Raw genomic sequence first — 16,600 nt, 5'->3', positions numbered from 1 at the left:
GCGTTCGCCCATCCTCATGTTTTTTGTTGATCTGCGCCGGCTGATTCTCTTGCTGGCTACTGCCAGCAGTCTGCTGACCATGGGCTACACCTTGTATGGAGCCTATTCAGCGGAGCGTTCCTTGCTGATCGAGCAAGCTCTGGAAAAGAACCGCGCCTACGCGCTGAAACTGGCCAGCAGCACCGATGCCTTCATCGCCAATTTGCAACAGCAACTTCGTTATAGCGCCAACGAACTCTCCCGTTCCCTGAATCAGGGCAACGAGCCCATGCTACGTGACGAAGTCAGACGCCTGAAAGAACAAAACAACAGCTTTAACTCGGTTTTGATTCTGAATACCGAGGGCCGGGTTCTGGCCAATGCTCCCCAACAGCTCAACCTGCTTGGCACGACACTGCGGGGGGAAGGCACGCAACTGGCACTGAAAACCCGGAAACCCGTGGTCAGCCCACCCTATCTGTCCGCCACCGGACGTTTGCTGATCTTTCTGTCGCACCCGATTTTTGATGCAGAAGGCAATTACAAAGGCCTGGTAGGTGGTTCCATCTACCTGCACGAGCCCAATAGCCTGAACGCCTTGCTGGGCGAGCACTTTTACCGTGATGGTTCTTACATTTATGTAGTCGACCAGCACAAACGGCTGATTTTCCACCGTGACGTCGCCCGGATTGGCGAAGTCATACACGGCAACCCGGCCATTGACGCTGTCAGCCAGGGCGAGAGTGACGCTCTGTCCCTGCGCAACGTGAAGGGCGTAGACATGCTGGCCGGTTTCGCGCCCAGCAACGATGTGAAATGGGGAGTCGTGGTGCAAAGCCCCACCAAAGTGGTGCTGGATGAATTAACGGTCCTGCTGGGCAAAGTACTGCGCAATTCCATCCCCTTTTTCCTGGCCGTGCAGATCCTGATCTGGATGTTGGCCATGCTGATCGCCAAACCCTTGCGACAACTGGCTCGCCAGGCTCCGCATCTGGATTCAGCCAAGGCCAGCTCGCGCATCGAACAAGTTCATGCCTGGTATTTTGAGTCCCGCCAGATCAAGCTGGCCATGTTGCTGGGCTTGAAACGTGTTAATCGCAAAATGGGCGTCATGGATGTGGAGCGCAATACCGACCCGCTGACCGGCCTGAACAACCGCCGGGGCATGGCTGTTGTGCTGCAACAATGGAAGGAAACGGACACCCCCTTTTCCGTGCTGACGGTGGATATTGACCACTTCAAACGCGTGAACGACACCTACGGGCACGATGTGGGCGATCTGGTGCTGAGCTTTCTGGCCGACACCATGCGGGCCTGCACCCGCGATACGGACCTGATCTGTCGGGTCGGGGGTGAAGAGTTCTGTATTTTCCTGCCCGATCAGGATGTAGACCAGGCCGTGCAACTGGCCGAGCGCCTGCGCATTCTGATCAGCGAAACCAATAGCCCAACTGGCTCACCCATTACGATTTCCATTGGGCTGGCGCACTGGCCCTTGCATGCCCGAGAACACAGCACAGTGTTGAAACTGGCGGACGAAGCGCTTTACAAGGCCAAGCGCAATGGACGCAACCGCGTAGAAATTTGCGATCCTGTCGCCAGCGACGCTCAGAGCAGATCAGTTTAAAGACGGCGCAAGACCTTGATACGCACATCCACCTGAAGATCCAGGCTCGTCAATTGGCGAGCCTGCTCCAGCCCTTGCGCGCTGGCTCGGAACAAATGGGGCGTCATCAAGAGCAGATCGGCAATTTTCTCTTGTGAATCAAGGCTGATCTGACAACGAACACGTTCAACAGCTTCCAGACTGAAACCGACCGGGGACTGCAAAGTCTCGTCCTTATCGGCTTTCAAGGTCGGATAAATAATGCGGCGCAGCTCCAGCAAATGGTCTGGGCCCGCTTCAACCTGCACCCAGATACCGCCCGGCTTCAGCGCGCGCAAGAACTCCTCGGGCACGGCAAAACCAAACATGCACAGCAAGGCATCCAAAGCACCATCCGGCACGGGCAATTGCGCATTGCTACCCACCAGCCAACGTATGTCCGAGGAACTGCGCGCCGCTGCCATGACGGCCCACTTGGAAATATCCAGACCAATCAGAGCCAACTGCCCATCCTGATCCTGGTGACGCAAATAACGCGGGTAATAGCCTTCGCCACAGCCCGCATCCAGACAGGCATAAGGCGCCTCTCCTTCCAGGCCATCCATCAAGACACGCCACACGCCGGCGGCGATTGGCTCGTATACCCCGGACTCCAGATAACGACGCCGCGCCGCCACCATGTCCTTGCTGTCGCCCGGATCGCGTGAGCGCTTGTTTTGTACAGGAAGCAGATTGATATAGCCCTGGCTGGCCGTATCGAAACAATGGCCCGAGGGGCAGCGCCAGCTGGGAGCCTCAAACGAGAGCGGCAAGCCGTCCAAAGGACAGCACAGTTTCTCGAACAGGGGCGGGGAAAGGTCAGACATGAATGAATCGCTCTACGGCCACCGTGGCCAAGGCGATAGTGTAGCGCCCCGGCCTGTCTGTGCCGGGGCTCAGGATGAATTTACGACTCGGTCGCAAAAGCCAGCGCGTCGCGCAGCAAGGCCTCGATCAGGGGCTGGATGTTGCGGGCCGCCTCTTCCTTGTACTCAAAGGGCCACTGCTCTTCCATATAGCAGCACTGTGCCATTTCCAGCTGCACAGCATGGATGTTCTGCTCGGGACGTCCGTAGTGGCGAGTAATGTAACCACCTTTGAAACGACCATTCAACACGCTGCTGTAATCTTTGTTGGCCGAGGCGGTTTTCATCAGACGTTCGCTCAAGGCTGGATCGCAACTCTGACCATTGGCAGTCCCGAAATTCAGATCCGGCAGACGGCCTTCAAAAAAGCGCGGCACGACCGAACGAATCGAATGCGCATCCCACAGGACCACACGGCCATGCAGGGCCAGCAAACGCGTCAGCTCTTCTTCCAGCTTCTGGTGATACGGCAACCAGATGGTCTCGCGACGCTGAGCAACCTCACGCTCGTCCGGTTCCTGGCCAGGCTGGTAAATGGGTTCATCGCCAAACGTGTCCACGGGACACAGGCTGGTGACGCTTTGACCGGGATACAGGCTGGCATTGTCCGGCGGGCGGTTCTGATCCACCACAAACCGCGAATACGTCGCCACCAGCACGGACGCACCCAATTTCTGGGCACATTCATACAAGCGGGGAATATGCCAATCCGTATCCGGCACCTGACGCGCTGACTCCGTAAAACGCGCCAGCAAGTCCGACGGCACGTAGGTGCCCGAATGGGGCATGGAAATCAACAAGGGGGCAGTGCCCGGATAAAACTCAAAGGCAGCAGGTACGGTCATGGCAGACTCCAGTCTGTTTCAGCACACAATCAAGAAGGAATAGGATACAGATCACCCCGGCGGTGCTGCCAGGCCGGAAGTGATTCACGCATGCGCTGCACGCGAGCGGGGTCCAGATCGGCGCAGATATAGCCTGGATGATCAGGCATACAGGCCAATACGGTGCCCCAAGGGTCAATAATCATGCTGCGACCCAAGCACGGCATGGCAGGACCGGGACCGCCGATCTGCGCGGCGGCCAGCACGTAACACTGATTTTCAATGGCTCGGGCGCGCAACAGCACTTCCCAGTGGTCACGGCCGGTATGCACATTAAAGGCGGCGGGCACTACCAGCACATTCGCGCCACGGGCACGCAAAGTACGGAACAGCTCGGCAAAGCGCATGTCGTAGCAAATGCTCAGGCCCAGATTCAGATCCCCGACCTGCACATTTTGCAGATGCTGGCCGTGGCAGAAATCGTCGGACTCGCGGTATTCCAGACCGTTCACCACCGCATCGTACAAATGCACTTTGCGGTATTGCGCCACGATTTCACCCTCTGGTGAAAACGTCACGCTCGTGTTGCCCAGGCGATGATCATCAGGACGGCGCTCGTGCATGGAACCCAGATGAATCCAGGCACCGGTGCGGCGCGCCAGGCTGGCCATGTGATCCGTCACCAGACCCGGAATGGGCGTGGCATTTTGCTGCAACCATTCCGTATCACCACGTACATCGCTGTACTCGGGAGTCACAATCAGTTGTGCGCCGTCTTTGGCAGCGGCCAGCACCCAATGTTCCAGCTGGTCCAGATTGGTTTGGCGGTCGCGGCCGCTATCCAATTGAACCAGGGCAACACGTGTCGTAGACATACTTTTATCCTTTCGGACCGGCTCAATACTGCAGGGCGCGGGCCGTTTCCAAGGCCAGACGGGACAAGACACCCGCTCCCTGGCCACCGTATAAAGAGGTGCTGGTGCGGCCATCGGTAAAGCCATCGGCCATCACAGCCAGCACCACACTGCGTTCGCCCATCGTCAAGATACCGGCATCGTGACGCAAGCCGGGCAAGGAGCCGGTCTTGTGCGCCAGTTGGGCGATAGAAGGCAAAATTGCCGCAAAGTGACCTCGTTCGCGCTGATCCGCCAGCATGTCCAGCCCCTGCTGACGCAGGTTTTCCGGCAGGGCAGGCGAATGCAATAGATACAGCAAGGTCGAGCAGGCATCCTGAACAGTCGTCCAGTTGTCTTTACCGGCCTCGCGCGCCTTCATGTCCATCATGTGGCGCTGCAAATCCGTGTGCTTCAAGCCGGCCTGTGCGCTCCAGGCGTTGATGTTATCCATGCCCAGCAAATCGATCAGGGCATTGGTGGCGACGTTATCGCTCAGGATAATCATTAAAAGAGCCAACTCGCGCAGGCTCAGGCTGGGCACGCCGGGCAGCTGACTCAAAATGCCGGTGCCAGGGGTACGGTCGCCCTCGGGCAGAGGGTAAACCGTATCGAGCGACAGCTTGCCCTGTGCCACCTGTTCCAGCAGGCACAGGAGCATGGGCGTTTTGATCAGGCTGGCCGAGGGCATGACGCGCTGCGCCTGCCACTCGAACAAGGAGGTACCGTCGGTAGCGTAGACCGCCATCGAAATACGGGCGGACTCCTGGGTCAGCAAAGGCTCCAGTCGTTCCTGCAGGCGCTCCCGAACCAGTGGCGCATCCAGCAACTCGCTTCCTAAGGTAAACATACAAACACTCCTTCAATACTTAGACCAGAATCAGGAACAGGCCGACGAACATCAACAAGTTGACCGCCATGACCGCCCAGCCGTTATACAACATGTACTTGAGCTGAGTGGAACGCGCCAGGCCCATCTGGCCGAACATATCTGAAGAAGGGAAAGGACCAAACCAGTCAATCTGCGAACTGCCCAGAATCACGGCGGCAGTGGCTGCGGGGCCCACACCGGCGGCCGCCAGCACAGGACCAAAGATCTTGGCGGTGAAAGTCATCTGCGCCACGGCAGCACCCGGAATGTGACCGACCACGTTAAAGGCCACAATCAACATGCACAGCACGGCGCCACTAATACCGACCAGATAGGGCTGCACCGAATCCAGCAAGGCGTGATAGGCGTTCAACTGATCCACCAGCACCGGGTTGAACAGCCAGAACAGGAAGAAAATCCAGATCAGCTTGCCCGCACCGGCATACATGGCCTGCAGAATTTCACGTGGGTTCATGCCACCGGCCAGACCGGTGGTGGCACCCAGGGACACCATCACAATAATGGCGTAAGCAAAGCCAGCTTTGGAGGCAATACCCACTGCAGCCAGACCCACGATGGTGATGCAGAAAGCCCAGGCAGCACGAACGGCCTTGGGGGAGGCCTTGGCATTCACGTCAAAAGCAGCCTGACCTTGCGAGGCTTCTTCGTACTGGAAATGATCCTTGGTCATCTTCTGAATACGACCGGACATGAACCAGCCCGTCAGCAAGGTAGCAGCAGCCATGGGCAGACCGGCAACCAGCAGGTAATCGGTGTAGCTCAAACCGGTCAGACCCGTCACGGTCACCACGTTAGGGGTGAATGGGCCCAGCACCAGACCGGCGGAACCGGCGCTTTGGAACAAGGCAGCCACAGCAGGAGGGGACAGACGCACGGCCGCAGCAATTGGAATCACCACCGCAGCAATAATGGCGTTACCGCCAGCCAGCGTACCCAGAGCGCCACAGATCAAGGTGGAGGCCACCATGATGCCCAGACGCACACGCACCGGATTGGACAAGCCAATACGCTTCACAATGGCTCGCACCAATTGCTCGGCGGCACCCGTACGGGCAGCCACTTCACCCACCCCGGCGCCCAGCACAATAATCAAACCCACCACGGCAATGAACGAGCCCAGGGACTCGGCCAGCAGTTTGCCCATGGCAATGGGCGTGGTACTGGTCATGATGGCGCCCAATACAATCGCACCAATCGTGGCCAGAACAATATCCACACCCAACAAGGCGATAAGCGCAAACACCACTACCGGCGTCAAGCCCCACAGGGAGCTTTCACCCGGCATGTAAAAGTGGGTGTACAAGGCAATCGCCATGCCAATTAAAAACACCACCATGGCAGCATTGCGCTTGCCCGTTGGCATTTGTTGCTGAATGACACTCATGTCGTCTCCTTAACGATCCTTCCTGGCCAGTTTTCAAAAACCGGCCTGCATGTGATGCAATCGCCCTGCCCTGGTTGACCGCCCCAGATCACAGCGACTGTTTTCTTGTCCGACGCGCCGCTTATAGCGGGATAATCGGCGCATCCAGGCTTTGTGCCTGAGCGGCAAAGGCGCGATCAAGCACCTGGCCGGGCCGCTGCTCCGGGGCAACAGGGTGAACCTGTACGCCATTCACAAACACGGTCTGCACACCTTGAGACGGTAAGGTGGGCTCTTCCCAGGTGGCGCAATCTTGCACCGTTTCGGGATTAAACACCACCAGATCCGCCCAGGCGCCGACTTGCAACACGCCGCGGTTTTCAAGCCCGAAGACCGAGGCAGGCATGGCTGTCATTTTGGCAACCGCCTGCTCCAGGGACATCAGGCCATCTTCGCGTACGTACCGCCCTAAAATGCGCGTGAAACTACCCCACAAACGAGGGTGGGGATGCGCATCCGCAGGCAATCCGTCCGAGCCCACCATGCAACATGGGTGGCTGAAAATGCGCTGGACTTCTTTCTCGTCCATCGCAAAATAAATCGCGCCAGCAGGCAGCAAACGCCGTGCGGCAGTTTCCCGGTCGCAGCCCCACTGCTCGGCAATCTCGGCCAGATACAGGCCATTGCACTCGGGGTGAGGCTCGGACCAGGTAATACGAATCTGGTCTATGGTGTGGGCGCGCTCGGGGATCAGGATCGTGGAGCTGCCCGAATAGGGATAAATATCCAGGGTGGCCTGAACGCCATCGGCGCGGGCCCGATCAATATTGGCCAAGGTATGGCTGCTGCGGCCCCAGTTGGCCGGCATCATGCACTTGTGGTGCGACACCAGGGTGGCGCACTGCGTCTGGCGGCCTACCGCCAGCACTTCTTCTACCGACTCCTGCACCGTATCGCCTTCATTGCGAATATGACTGGTGTGCAAAGAGCCTTTGGAAGCGGCAACACGGGCCAGACCTTCCAGTTCGGCCGGCTCGGCCATGCAGCCGGGCTCGTAAGCCAGGCCGGTGCTAAAGCCCACGGCGCCTTCTTCCAGTGCCTGGGCCAGCAAGGCTTCCATGGCCTTTTGTTCATCGGCATTCGGCTGGGACAAGGGGTCCTGCATCACGGCCATGCGCAAATTCGCGTGACCGACCAGAGCCGCCACGTTGATCATGGGCTTGAGCTTGCGCACGGCTTGCACGTACTGTGCCATGTCTTCAAACAAGGGAGAATCGCCCAGCAAGGCCAAAGCCGCTGCCGAGTTACCGGGCAAAGGAGCCGGGAAAGCGCTGACGCCACAATTGCCGACCACAACCGTCGTAATGCCCTGGCTGGTTTTCCAGTCCAGAACAGGCCGCTCGATGAACATCAAATCATCATGGCCGTGAGTATCAATAAACCCGGGAGCCACCACATGGCCGCTGGCGTCCACCGATTGATCGGCGTGCCAGGCGCTCAAGTCGCCCACGGCGACAATCCGTCCTTCTCGAATACCCACATCACCACGCCAACGCGGGGTGGCCAAGCCATCAATAATCCAGCCATTGCTGATCTTGACGTCCAGCCTGCGGTCGTCTGTCTGCATCTACGTCTCCACTAACCCTCCCACAAATAGGGGAGTTGACCGCATTATCCAAAGGTATTATTAATATGAAAAATTGTTTAAGTTAATTGATTAATCAAAAAATGATATGGACAGACTTCCCAAGCACATCACGCTCAAGCACTTGAACGCGTTTGTCGCCGTGGCCCAGGAGGCCAGTTTCACCCATGCCGCGCGTCGTCTTTTTCAAACACAATCCTCGGTCACGGGCCTGATCCAGCAGTTGGAAGTTGCCCTGAATACCACCTTGTTCAACCGCACCAGTCGGCGTGTATCCCTGACGCCTATTGGTCAGGAGTTCCTGCCGCGCATCACCCGCCTGCTGGCAGATTTTGATGGCGCCATCAGCGATGTCATGCGTTATGGGGAATTGAAAAGCGGGCGGGTCAGTGTGGCCGCAGCGCCGTCGGCCATTACGGATTTGATAGCACCGGCAGCCGCCAATTTCTCCCAGCAGCATCCGGCGGTCCGTCTGTATTTACGGGATGACAACTCGGGACGCATTCAACGCCAGATCGTGGCCGGGGAGATCGACTTTGGTCTGACCAGTCCCTGGGCGGATGTCCAAGGGTTGGACAGTCAACCCTTGCTGGAAGACCAGTTTGGCGTGCTCTATCGCAGCGACGACAAGCTGATCAAACCGGATGCCAACAACACGGTCAGCTGGTCTGCTCTGGATGAACGCAAACTGGTCGGCGTCGTAGACGAAACCGGGATCATGGCGGTGCTGCAGTCCCGTCCGGACCTGCCCATCGAAACCTCGGCCCCGTTTTATGAAGCCTCCAGCACCACCTCGCAAGCAGCGCTGGTGCAAAGTGGTCTGGCCATTGCCCTGCTGCCTGCCTTGGCTGCACAACGGGTCTTGATGCCCGGTCTGAGCTTCTCCTTGCTGCAGGCCCCCACGCTGGTCCGTACCTTATGTCTGATGTTTCACCAAGAACATGACTTGACGCCCGCGGCAGCGGCATTGGTCGATGAGGTGCGAGCCTACGTGAAAAAAGCTCCTTTACCGCCTGGATGCCGCGCTCTGTAAGCATGTGCAAATATGGTGGGAGACAGGCTTGGGCTCAGTAACAATAAGGACGGCAAGTCGCGTCCCGTTTTTCTCGCGACTTGGCCCTGACTGCTCGACCCTTTCCCTTCGATAGACGAACAGCAAAGCCGGACGTAGAATCGCCTTCAAGCCTCGCCTGATCAGAATGCCGTCATGCCAGTGCTTCTTCTCTGGTATCGATCGCACACAGGGCGACCCTGCAGGTCATTGTCCTGCTCTCCAGGAGAAGCCATATGACGCAGTCCTCCGCGGCATCCAGCAACGCCAAGCCGCTTCACATTGACGACATTACCGTCGTAGACAACAGCAAACTTAAAAAAGCCGTAACCGCCGCTGCCTTGGGCAACGCCATGGAATGGTTTGACTTTGGCGTTTACGGCTTTGTGGCCGCCACCTTGGGTAAAGTCTTTTTCCCCGATGCCTCTCCCGCAGTACAAACCATCGCCGCCCTGGGTACCTTCTCGGTGCCCTTTTTGGTGCGGCCTCTGGGCGGAGTGTTCTTCGGGCTGATGGGGGACAAGTTCGGGCGTCAGAAAGTGCTTTCCCTGACCATCATCATCATGGCCATCAGCACCTTCCTGATCGGCCTGATTCCCTCTTATCTATCCATCGGCATCTGGGCACCCATTTTGCTGCTGCTGTGCAAGCTGGCCCAAGGCTTTTCCGTAGGCGGTGAATACACTGGCGCGGCAGTTTTTGTGGCCGAATACGCGCCCGACCGGCAGCGCGGGTTCCTGGGTAGCTGGCTGGACTTTGGCTCTATCGCGGGCTTTGTTCTGGGCGCCGGTTTGGTCGTGCTGCTGCAAACGTCCCTGACCGAAGAGACCTTCCAGGATTGGGGCTGGCGCATTCCTTTCCTGATTGCCGGTCCACTGGGTATTTTGGGCTTGTACCTGCGCCATGCCGCTGAAGAGACTCCCGCCTTTACCGAGCAACTGGAAAAGATGGAGAAAGAAGACCGCGCCGCCCTGACAGAGCGCCCCACGGTTTCCTTTGGCGAGATCTTCTCCAAGTACCGTAAAGCCCTGCTAATTTGTATTGGCATGGTGCTGGTCACCAACATCACCTATTACATGTTGCTGACCTATATGCCTACCTATCTGTCCAGCAGCCTGGGCTATGCCGAAGAACATGGTGTCTTCATTATTGTGGTGGTGATGATAGGGATGCTGTTCGTGCAACCGGTGGTGGGTTTTGTCAGCGACAAGATAGGTCGCAAACCCTTTCTGATGGCCGGTAGTCTGGGCCTGCTGATCTTTGCGATTCCCGCTTTTCACTTTATTGGTAGCGACAGCAATGTGCAGATCTTCCTGGGGCTGCTGATTCTGGCCGTTTTACTGAACTGCCTGACCGGGGTCATGGCCTCTACCCTGCCTGCCCTGTTCCCGACCCGGCTACGTTACAGTGCCTTGGCCGCCTCCTTTAACATCGCCATTATTGTGGCGGGCCTGACGCCTACGGTTGCCGCCTGGCTGGTGGAGCAGACCAACAACTTGCTGGTGCCTGCCTACTATTTGATGTTTGCCAGTGTCATCGGCTTGATTACCGCCCTGTTCCTGCCCGAAACGGCGAACCGCCCCTTGCGCGGCGATACACCTACCGCCTCCAACCGCATGGAAGCCAAGGAACTGCTGCAAGAAGCGTATGACCACATCGAACAAAGCGTGCAAGATGTGGAAGAAGCCATTGCCAAGGCCGAGGAAGAACTGGAAGCCTTGAAGCAAAAACGCCAGCGTCTGGTGGACCGCCACCCCGAGCTGGATTAATAAAACAGTCCTCTCTATATAGAGGGTAGGTGCTGTCGGATGGGGGGCCTGAACCGCCCCCTGCAACTTTCACAGCGGCAACGCCAAACCGCTTGTTCCCGTAGAAAAAGCCTGAATCTGCTTCAAGTCAGATTCAGGCTTTTTTGTGGCGGCTCAGGATTCAAACAGGAATCCTCCAAGCCATCGTTCAGAACACGGTATTAAACCGTCAAACCGCCCGACACTTCCAGCGTCGTGCCATTGATGAAGCTGGCTTCATCCGAGGCCAAAAACGCATACACATTGGCGATCTCTTCAGGCTTGCCCATGCGGCGCAGCCAGCAATGATCACGAAAGCCTTGCAGCACTTTTTCGGGGATGGTTTTCAGAATGTCTGTCTCGATAAAACCGGGACAGACGGCATTGACGCGTATCCCCTTGGGGCCCAACTCCCTGGCCCAGGTTTTGGTAAAGCCTATCACCCCGAACTTGCTGGCCGCGTAATTGGTTTGACCATAATTGCCGTACAAACCCACCACGCTGGAAGCGTTCAGAATGGAACCGCTTTCCTGCTCCAGCATCACCGCGGCCACGGCCTGAGTGAAGTTGAAAACCGCTTTCAGGTTCACATCAATCACATCATCAAATTGCTGCTCGGTCATGCGCACCAGCTTGGCGTCCTTGGTGATCCCGGCATTGTTCACCAGCACATCAATGCGGCCAAACTTTTGCTTCACATCCGCCACCATGGCGTCAATCTGTGCACGGTCCGTCACATCCACGGTGTAGCCTACGGCGGTAACGCCATTACCACTTAAAGACTGCGCTGCTTGATTGACGGCATCCGCATTACGATCGCACAACACCACAATCGCCCCTTCCTGGGCAAACTTCCTGGCTGTTGCCAAACCAATTCCAGCTGCCGAACCGGTGACTATGGCCACTTTATCTTTCAATCGCATTCCAGCTACCTTTTAGAAATTGTTCAACGCTGTTGTGCAAACAAAAGGGCTTGACCGCAGCCGTACAGACCTTTTCCTGTGGCCTTGCTTGCACCAGCACACTGTTTTGTACTCCGATCACAGGCAGACCGCCAGTCACGGTAGGCAAACTGTACACAGACACAATGGCCCCGAAAGGGGCCATCTGAACAACGGGATAAGGGCGAAATACACATGCGCCATAGCCCTGCTCGGAAACCAGGACAGGCAGCCAGCAAACCACCGCCAGCGTCATCGCAATAGACGATCAGAACCAGCAGCCGTCACTGAAAATCAGTTGCTTTCCCATGGCAGATCCGGCGCAATCAAGGGTTCACCGTCATAGCCATGCACCACACCAAAGCGCTCATGGGCCGCACGCCAATCGCGTTGTGCCTGGCCGATGACATCCTTGTTTTCACCAACAAAATTCCACCACAGAACCAGCTCCTCGGTGTACGGCTCGCCACCCAGCACAATGACTCGGCTGCCGGCGCTCAGACTCACGCTCAACTGCGTCAGGCCACGGCCCACATAGGCCAGTTCATTGGCCTCGAACTGCTCGGACTGAATACCCAAGGTGCCTTGCACGACTAAAAAGCCATACTCAAACTCGGGATTCAAATTCAGTCCCACTTCCCCAGCCTTGGAGCTGCTCAAATCCACCCCCACCATAGGCGAATACATTTTGCTGGGTGCCTGATGCTGTGCATAGGTACCGGCCAGCAGGGTAAAGTCGCACTCGCCCTCACGCCAATGAGGCAAGTCAGGATGGTGGTCAAAAGCGGGTTCACAGGTGGCGTCCTTGGACGGCAAGGCAATCCAGAGCTGAACCGCATGCAGCTTGTCCTCGCCGGGCAAAGACTCCTCGGTATGGCTGATACCGCGTCCGGCTGTCATCAAGTTCACCTGACCAGGCTTGACCACTTGCACATGGCCCAGGCTGTCACGGTGCAAAACCTCGCCCTGAATCATCCAGGTAAAGGTTTGCAGGCCAATATGTGGATGAGGGCCCACACGCAGGCCGGATCCCGACGTGAACACGGCGGGCCCTGCATGATCCAGAAAGCACCAGGCCCCCACCATGCGCCGTTGCGAGGAAGGCAGAATCCGGCTGACGGTAATGCCCCCACCCACTTGTGCGCCGCGCCCGGCAACACGTTGAACACGTTTTTCGCCGTTGATGTCTTCGGAACAATCAAAGGATGAAGAGACTTCGGAACTGTGTGTACTCATGGGTCGAACTCCTGAAAACAGATCTGGGGGCTGGGTTTCAAACAGCCAAAAGCGCTGGCCACTCAAGTGACCAGCGCAGCGCCGAAGCGATTTACTTACCGGATGTGAACTTGGTGTGGCTATTGATCAAGTTGCGGTAGTCGGGGATATGGTTGGAGAACAAGGCACCCAGACCTTCCACGTCGTTACGCCAGTCGCGGTGCAGTTCGCAAGCCACGCCAAACCAGGTCATCAGCTGAGCACCGGCCGAGGACATGCGATCCCATGCCGAGTGACGCGTCAGTTCATTGAATGTGCCCGACGCATCCGTCACCACGAATACGTCAAAGCCTTCTTCCAAAGCCGACAGGGCCGGGAAAGCCACGCACACTTCAGTCACCACACCGGCAATGATCAGCTGCTTCTTGCCCGTTGCCTTGATGGCTTTGACGAAGTCTTCGTTATCCCAGGCGTTGATCTGGCCAGGGCGAGCGATGTAAGGCGCATCCGGGAAGGTTTCTTTCAGCTCGGGGACCAAAGGACCGTTAGGGCCTTCTTCAAAGCTGGTGGTCAGAATGGTGGGCAAGTTGAAGTACTTGGCCAGATCGGCCAGAGCCAAAACGTTGTTCTTGAACTTGTCTGGATCAATGTCACGCACCAGAGACAGCAGCCCCGTTTGGTGATCAACCAGAAGTACAGCGGCTTGGTCTTTATCAAGACGTTTGTAAGGCGTAGTCATCTCAGTCTTCCTTAACGATGATTGAAAGGGGCGGGTGCGGGACTGCACCCGGTACTGCAAGAGCGCGGCGTTGATTAACGCTGCGAATCCAGCTGTTCCTGATTCTTGAGCACGTCCTGTGCTTTGGCATAGCTTTCGATCAGCAACTGATAGGCGGGGAAAATCTTGGTGTAGACCTGGGCCCATTCCTGGGCATCAGGGCGGTTCCAGGTTCTCTGTAATTCGGAGGCAACAGCACCCGTATCGATAGGCACCACACCGACCTGCATCATGCGAGCCAGGGTAATTTCCTCGGCCATCTTGGAGTAGGTGCCGGAGGCATCAATAACCACAAACACCTTGTAGCCTTCAGCCACCGCGCTGATCGCAGGGAAAGCCATGCACACGCTGGTAATGGTGCCGGCAATAATCAAAGTCTTGCGGCCGGTTGCCTTGACAGCGGCAACAAAGTCCTCGTTGTGCCAGGCATTGATCTCACCCTTGCGTGCCACGTATTGGGCGTGGGGAGCATTCTGGTGAATCTCGGGAATCAGAGGACCGTTCGGGCCTTGGGGCACGGAAGCCGTGGTAATCACGGGCAGCTTGCTCAAGGTGGCGATTTTGGCCAGTGCTGCCGCATGGTCACGCAAGGTGGTCATGGGCATGTCCTTCACGGTCTGGAACAGACCGCTTTGGTGGTCGATCAGCAGCATGACTGCGTCATCAGGATCAATTACCGGGGCGGCGCCATTGAAATTGGCTACATTGCTGGGGATAGTCATCATGTTTCTCCTGTGGATGAGAGACGGGGGCCACCTGAATGCGGCCCCCGCGGGCCTTGCACTACGATGCCGACCCTGGTGCCATCGAACCAAAGCGGCCACTGCTGAAGTCATCCATAGCCTGCAAAATCTCTTGCTTGCTATTCATGACGAAGGGGCCGTGTCCCACAATGGGCTCATCAATGGGTTCACCACTGATCAGCAAGACAACGGCGTCATTATTGGCTTCCACGCTGAACTGGCTGCCTGTCCGATCCAGCACGACCAGTTGCCCTTCACGAGCCACGCTTTGACCATTGACCAGTACGGTGCCTTGCAGCACCACCAAGGCGGCTGTCCAGCCTTCAGGGCTTTCCAGCTCGGCAATGCCACCCTGATTCAGACGCATATCCCATACACTCATGGGAGTGAAGGTCCTGGCAGGGCCAGTGGCACCGTCCTTTTCACCGGCAATGACGCGCACCATGCCAGCAGCATCAGGCAGTGCGACCACAGGAATTTGCTGGTCGGTAATGGCCTGATAGCCAGCGGGAGCACGCTTGTCTTTGGCAGGCAGGTTGACCCACAGCTGCACCATTTCCAAAGTGCCGCCAGAACGAGCAAAAGCGTCGGAGTGATACTCCTCGTGCAAGATGCCCGAGCCGGCCGTCATCCACTGCACATCACCGGGGCCGATCGTGCCGCCCTGGCCCGTGGAGTCGTGGTGTGAAACCTCGCCCTTGTAGACGATGGTGACGGTTTCAAAACCCCGATGTGGGTGCTGGCCAACGCCGCGCTTGTGGTTGCTGGGAGCAAACTCGGCAGGGCCGGCATAGTCCAGCAGCAGGAAGGGGCTCAACTGTTTTGCGTGTGTGTGGTACGAAAACAGGGAGCGAACGGGGAAGCCGTCGCCCACCCAGTGAGGACGGGGAGCGCTATAGATACCAAGAATTTTCTTCATGTCCATCTCCTTGTTTCAACATAAGAGACAGAATAAACTCGGGACAACGAAGCCAGTAGCCCCCTAAATCGGCCATCTATGTTCCATTTATGGAACGATAAAACTGCCATGCAAGATTTAAACGACTTGTACTTCTACGTTCAGATTGTGGATCACGGCGGCTTTGCCCCGGCCGGTCGCGCACTGGGTTTACCCAAATCCACACTTAGCCGCAGGCTGGCTGCACTGGAAGAGCGCCTAGGAGTGCGGCTGATCCAGCGCTCCACCCGCCGCTTTACCGTGACCGAGATTGGCCAGACCTATTACGAGCACTGCAAGGCCATGCTGGTAGAGGCCGAAGCGGCACAGGCAGCCATCGAACTGACACGTGCCGAGCCGCGCGGTGTGGTGCGCCTCAGTTGCCCCATCACCTTACTGAACGCCCATGTCAGTGATATGTTGGCCGACTTCATGGTCAGCTACCCGCATGTCACGGTGCAATTGGATGCCACCAACCGGCGCGTGGACCTGATCGGGGAAGCGCTGGATATGGCGATCCGCGTGCGCCCGCCACCATTGCAAGACAGCGATCTGGTGATGCGTGTTCTGTCCGACCGCAGCCAATGTTTGATAGCCAGCCCGGAGCTGATTGCCCGCCACGGAATGCCCGGCTCACCCGCTGATCTGGCGGACTATCCCAGCCTGGCATTGGGGCTGCCACAACAAAGCCATACCTGGACCTTGTATGGTCCCGATGGCGCACAAGCCGTGCTGCATCACACGCCCCGCCTGATTACCACCGATATGACGGCCTTGCGCTGCGCAGCACTAAAAGGCGTTGGTGTGGTGCAGTTGCCTACCCTGGTAGTCTGCGATCAATTGGCCGACGGCTCTTTGGTGAAACTGATTCCGGACTGGGCTCCACAACGCGAAATCATTCATGCCGTGTTTTCCTCCCGCCGGGGGCAGATGCCAGCTGTGCGAGCATTGCTGGATTACCTGGTCGAACGCTACCAGCAGATGGATGAGGACTGACAGCGACGCTGTGGTCCAAGATCTCTACGTCTCATCGAAGCGCAA

Annotated in this window: 15 protein-coding genes; 4 read left to right on the top strand and 11 right to left on the bottom strand. The window is 57.4% G+C overall.

What is annotated here, in order from left to right; all coding sequences use genetic code 11:
- The first annotated feature begins 16 nt into the window (after window positions 1–16).
- Complete coding sequence (locus tag ACLPGZ_RS00325; protein ID WP_429640914.1) at window positions 17–1,606, top strand: sensor domain-containing diguanylate cyclase; 1,590 nt, start codon at window positions 17–19, stop codon at window positions 1,604–1,606.
- On the opposite strand, the gene ACLPGZ_RS00320 is transcribed toward ACLPGZ_RS00325, so the two are convergent.
- From ACLPGZ_RS00320 to ACLPGZ_RS00295, 6 genes are all read right to left on the bottom strand, one after another.
- Complete coding sequence (locus tag ACLPGZ_RS00320; protein ID WP_429640913.1) at window positions 1,603–2,451, bottom strand: putative RNA methyltransferase; 849 nt, start codon at window positions 2,449–2,451, stop codon at window positions 1,603–1,605. The two genes, ACLPGZ_RS00325 and ACLPGZ_RS00320, sit on opposite strands and share 4 nt — an antisense overlap.
- Window positions 2,452–2,531: 80 nt before the next feature.
- The gene (gene hutG, locus ACLPGZ_RS00315; protein ID WP_009456846.1) at window positions 2,532–3,335 is read right to left on the bottom strand and encodes an N-formylglutamate deformylase; all 804 of its coding nucleotides are present in this window, start codon (window positions 3,333–3,335) and stop codon (window positions 2,532–2,534) included.
- 29 nt (window positions 3,336–3,364) lie between these two features.
- Complete coding sequence (locus ACLPGZ_RS00310) at window positions 3,365–4,189, bottom strand: carbon-nitrogen hydrolase family protein (RefSeq protein ID WP_026483610.1); 825 nt, start codon at window positions 4,187–4,189, stop codon at window positions 3,365–3,367.
- Between the two features lie 22 nt (window positions 4,190–4,211).
- Window positions 4,212–5,057 carry a serine hydrolase gene (locus ACLPGZ_RS00305; RefSeq protein WP_035269792.1) on the bottom strand — a complete coding sequence of 282 codons (846 nt, stop codon included), beginning with the start codon at window positions 5,055–5,057 and terminating at the stop codon, window positions 4,212–4,214.
- 19 nt (window positions 5,058–5,076) lie between these two features.
- The gene (locus ACLPGZ_RS00300) at window positions 5,077–6,483 is read right to left on the bottom strand and encodes a gluconate:proton symporter (RefSeq protein ID WP_429640912.1); all 1,407 of its coding nucleotides are present in this window, start codon (window positions 6,481–6,483) and stop codon (window positions 5,077–5,079) included.
- A 121-nt stretch (window positions 6,484–6,604) separates the two neighbouring features.
- Window positions 6,605–8,089, bottom strand: a complete 1,485-nt coding sequence (locus ACLPGZ_RS00295) for an N-acyl-D-amino-acid deacylase family protein (RefSeq protein WP_083054943.1) — start codon at window positions 8,087–8,089, stop codon at window positions 6,605–6,607.
- A gap of 106 nt (window positions 8,090–8,195) precedes the next feature.
- Between ACLPGZ_RS00295 and ACLPGZ_RS00290 the strand changes: the two genes are divergently transcribed.
- Entirely contained in the window at window positions 8,196–9,140 is a 945-nt protein-coding gene (locus ACLPGZ_RS00290; RefSeq protein ID WP_035269784.1) for a LysR family transcriptional regulator, read from the top strand.
- 254 nt (window positions 9,141–9,394) lie between these two features.
- Window positions 9,395–10,927: a glycine betaine/L-proline transporter ProP gene (proP, locus tag ACLPGZ_RS00285; RefSeq protein ID WP_115634556.1), complete on the top strand. Its 1,533-nt coding sequence runs from the start codon at window positions 9,395–9,397 to the stop codon at window positions 10,925–10,927.
- A gap of 200 nt (window positions 10,928–11,127) precedes the next feature.
- Here proP and fabG read toward each other — a convergent pair whose 3' ends face one another.
- The 5 genes from fabG to ACLPGZ_RS00260 all read right to left on the bottom strand — a co-directional run bounded on the left by fabG (window position 11,128) and on the right by ACLPGZ_RS00260 (window position 15,541).
- Window positions 11,128–11,868, bottom strand: coding sequence for a 3-oxoacyl-ACP reductase FabG (gene fabG / locus ACLPGZ_RS00280; RefSeq protein ID WP_009456856.1), 741 nt, complete (start codon window positions 11,866–11,868; stop codon window positions 11,128–11,130).
- Window positions 11,869–12,180: 312 nt separating this feature from the next.
- Window positions 12,181–13,122 (bottom strand): pirin family protein, encoded by a 942-nt coding sequence (locus tag ACLPGZ_RS00275; RefSeq protein ID WP_429640911.1) that lies wholly within the window; start codon window positions 13,120–13,122, stop codon window positions 12,181–12,183.
- A 91-nt stretch (window positions 13,123–13,213) separates the two neighbouring features.
- Window positions 13,214–13,840 carry an isochorismate family cysteine hydrolase YcaC gene (ycaC, locus tag ACLPGZ_RS00270; protein ID WP_026483600.1) on the bottom strand — a complete coding sequence of 209 codons (627 nt, stop codon included), beginning with the start codon at window positions 13,838–13,840 and terminating at the stop codon, window positions 13,214–13,216.
- Between the two features lie 74 nt (window positions 13,841–13,914).
- Window positions 13,915–14,601, bottom strand: a complete 687-nt coding sequence (locus tag ACLPGZ_RS00265; RefSeq protein WP_429640966.1) for a hydrolase — start codon at window positions 14,599–14,601, stop codon at window positions 13,915–13,917.
- Window positions 14,602–14,662: 61 nt separating this feature from the next.
- A complete protein-coding gene (locus ACLPGZ_RS00260; RefSeq protein ID WP_429640910.1) occupies window positions 14,663–15,541 on the bottom strand; it encodes a pirin family protein in 879 nt (292 codons plus the stop codon).
- 108 nt (window positions 15,542–15,649) lie between these two features.
- Between ACLPGZ_RS00260 and ACLPGZ_RS00255 the strand changes: the two genes are divergently transcribed.
- A complete protein-coding gene (locus ACLPGZ_RS00255; RefSeq protein ID WP_429640909.1) occupies window positions 15,650–16,555 on the top strand; it encodes a LysR family transcriptional regulator in 906 nt (301 codons plus the stop codon).
- Window positions 16,556–16,600 lie beyond the last annotated feature (45 nt).

It is taken from the genome of Alcaligenes sp. Me129, assembly GCF_050487245.1.
Classification (GTDB): domain Bacteria; phylum Pseudomonadota; class Gammaproteobacteria; order Burkholderiales; family Burkholderiaceae_B; genus Alcaligenes; species Alcaligenes phenolicus.
Note: the sequence above shows the minus strand (reverse complement) of the source record. Positions and strands in the feature narration are given on the sequence as shown.

What these genes read in the sequence shown, in the direction of transcription:
- ACLPGZ_RS00300 (WP_429640912.1), bottom strand. Translation starts at nt 6,483, where the DNA reads ATGAGTGTCATTCAGCAACAAATGCCAACGGGCAAGCGCAATGCTGCC.
- ACLPGZ_RS00255 (WP_429640909.1), top strand. Translation starts at nt 15,650, where the DNA reads ATGCAAGATTTAAACGACTTGTACTTCTACGTTCAGATTGTGGATCAC.
- fabG (WP_009456856.1), bottom strand. Translation starts at nt 11,868, where the DNA reads ATGCGATTGAAAGATAAAGTGGCCATAGTCACCGGTTCGGCAGCTGGA.
- ACLPGZ_RS00265 (WP_429640966.1), bottom strand. Translation starts at nt 14,601, where the DNA reads ATGACTATCCCCAGCAATGTAGCCAATTTCAATGGCGCCGCCCCGGTA.
- ACLPGZ_RS00295 (WP_083054943.1), bottom strand. Translation starts at nt 8,089, where the DNA reads ATGCAGACAGACGACCGCAGGCTGGACGTCAAGATCAGCAATGGCTGG.
- ACLPGZ_RS00320 (WP_429640913.1), bottom strand. Translation starts at nt 2,451, where the DNA reads ATGTCTGACCTTTCCCCGCCCCTGTTCGAGAAACTGTGCTGTCCTTTG.
- ACLPGZ_RS00325 (WP_429640914.1), top strand. Translation starts at nt 17, where the DNA reads ATGTTTTTTGTTGATCTGCGCCGGCTGATTCTCTTGCTGGCTACTGCC.
- proP (WP_115634556.1), top strand. Translation starts at nt 9,395, where the DNA reads ATGACGCAGTCCTCCGCGGCATCCAGCAACGCCAAGCCGCTTCACATT.
- ACLPGZ_RS00275 (WP_429640911.1), bottom strand. Translation starts at nt 13,122, where the DNA reads ATGAGTACACACAGTTCCGAAGTCTCTTCATCCTTTGATTGTTCCGAA.
- ycaC (WP_026483600.1), bottom strand. Translation starts at nt 13,840, where the DNA reads ATGACTACGCCTTACAAACGTCTTGATAAAGACCAAGCCGCTGTACTT.
- ACLPGZ_RS00305 (WP_035269792.1), bottom strand. Translation starts at nt 5,057, where the DNA reads ATGTTTACCTTAGGAAGCGAGTTGCTGGATGCGCCACTGGTTCGGGAG.
- ACLPGZ_RS00290 (WP_035269784.1), top strand. Translation starts at nt 8,196, where the DNA reads ATGGACAGACTTCCCAAGCACATCACGCTCAAGCACTTGAACGCGTTT.
- ACLPGZ_RS00260 (WP_429640910.1), bottom strand. Translation starts at nt 15,541, where the DNA reads ATGAAGAAAATTCTTGGTATCTATAGCGCTCCCCGTCCTCACTGGGTG.
- hutG (WP_009456846.1), bottom strand. Translation starts at nt 3,335, where the DNA reads ATGACCGTACCTGCTGCCTTTGAGTTTTATCCGGGCACTGCCCCCTTG.
- ACLPGZ_RS00310 (WP_026483610.1), bottom strand. Translation starts at nt 4,189, where the DNA reads ATGTCTACGACACGTGTTGCCCTGGTTCAATTGGATAGCGGCCGCGAC.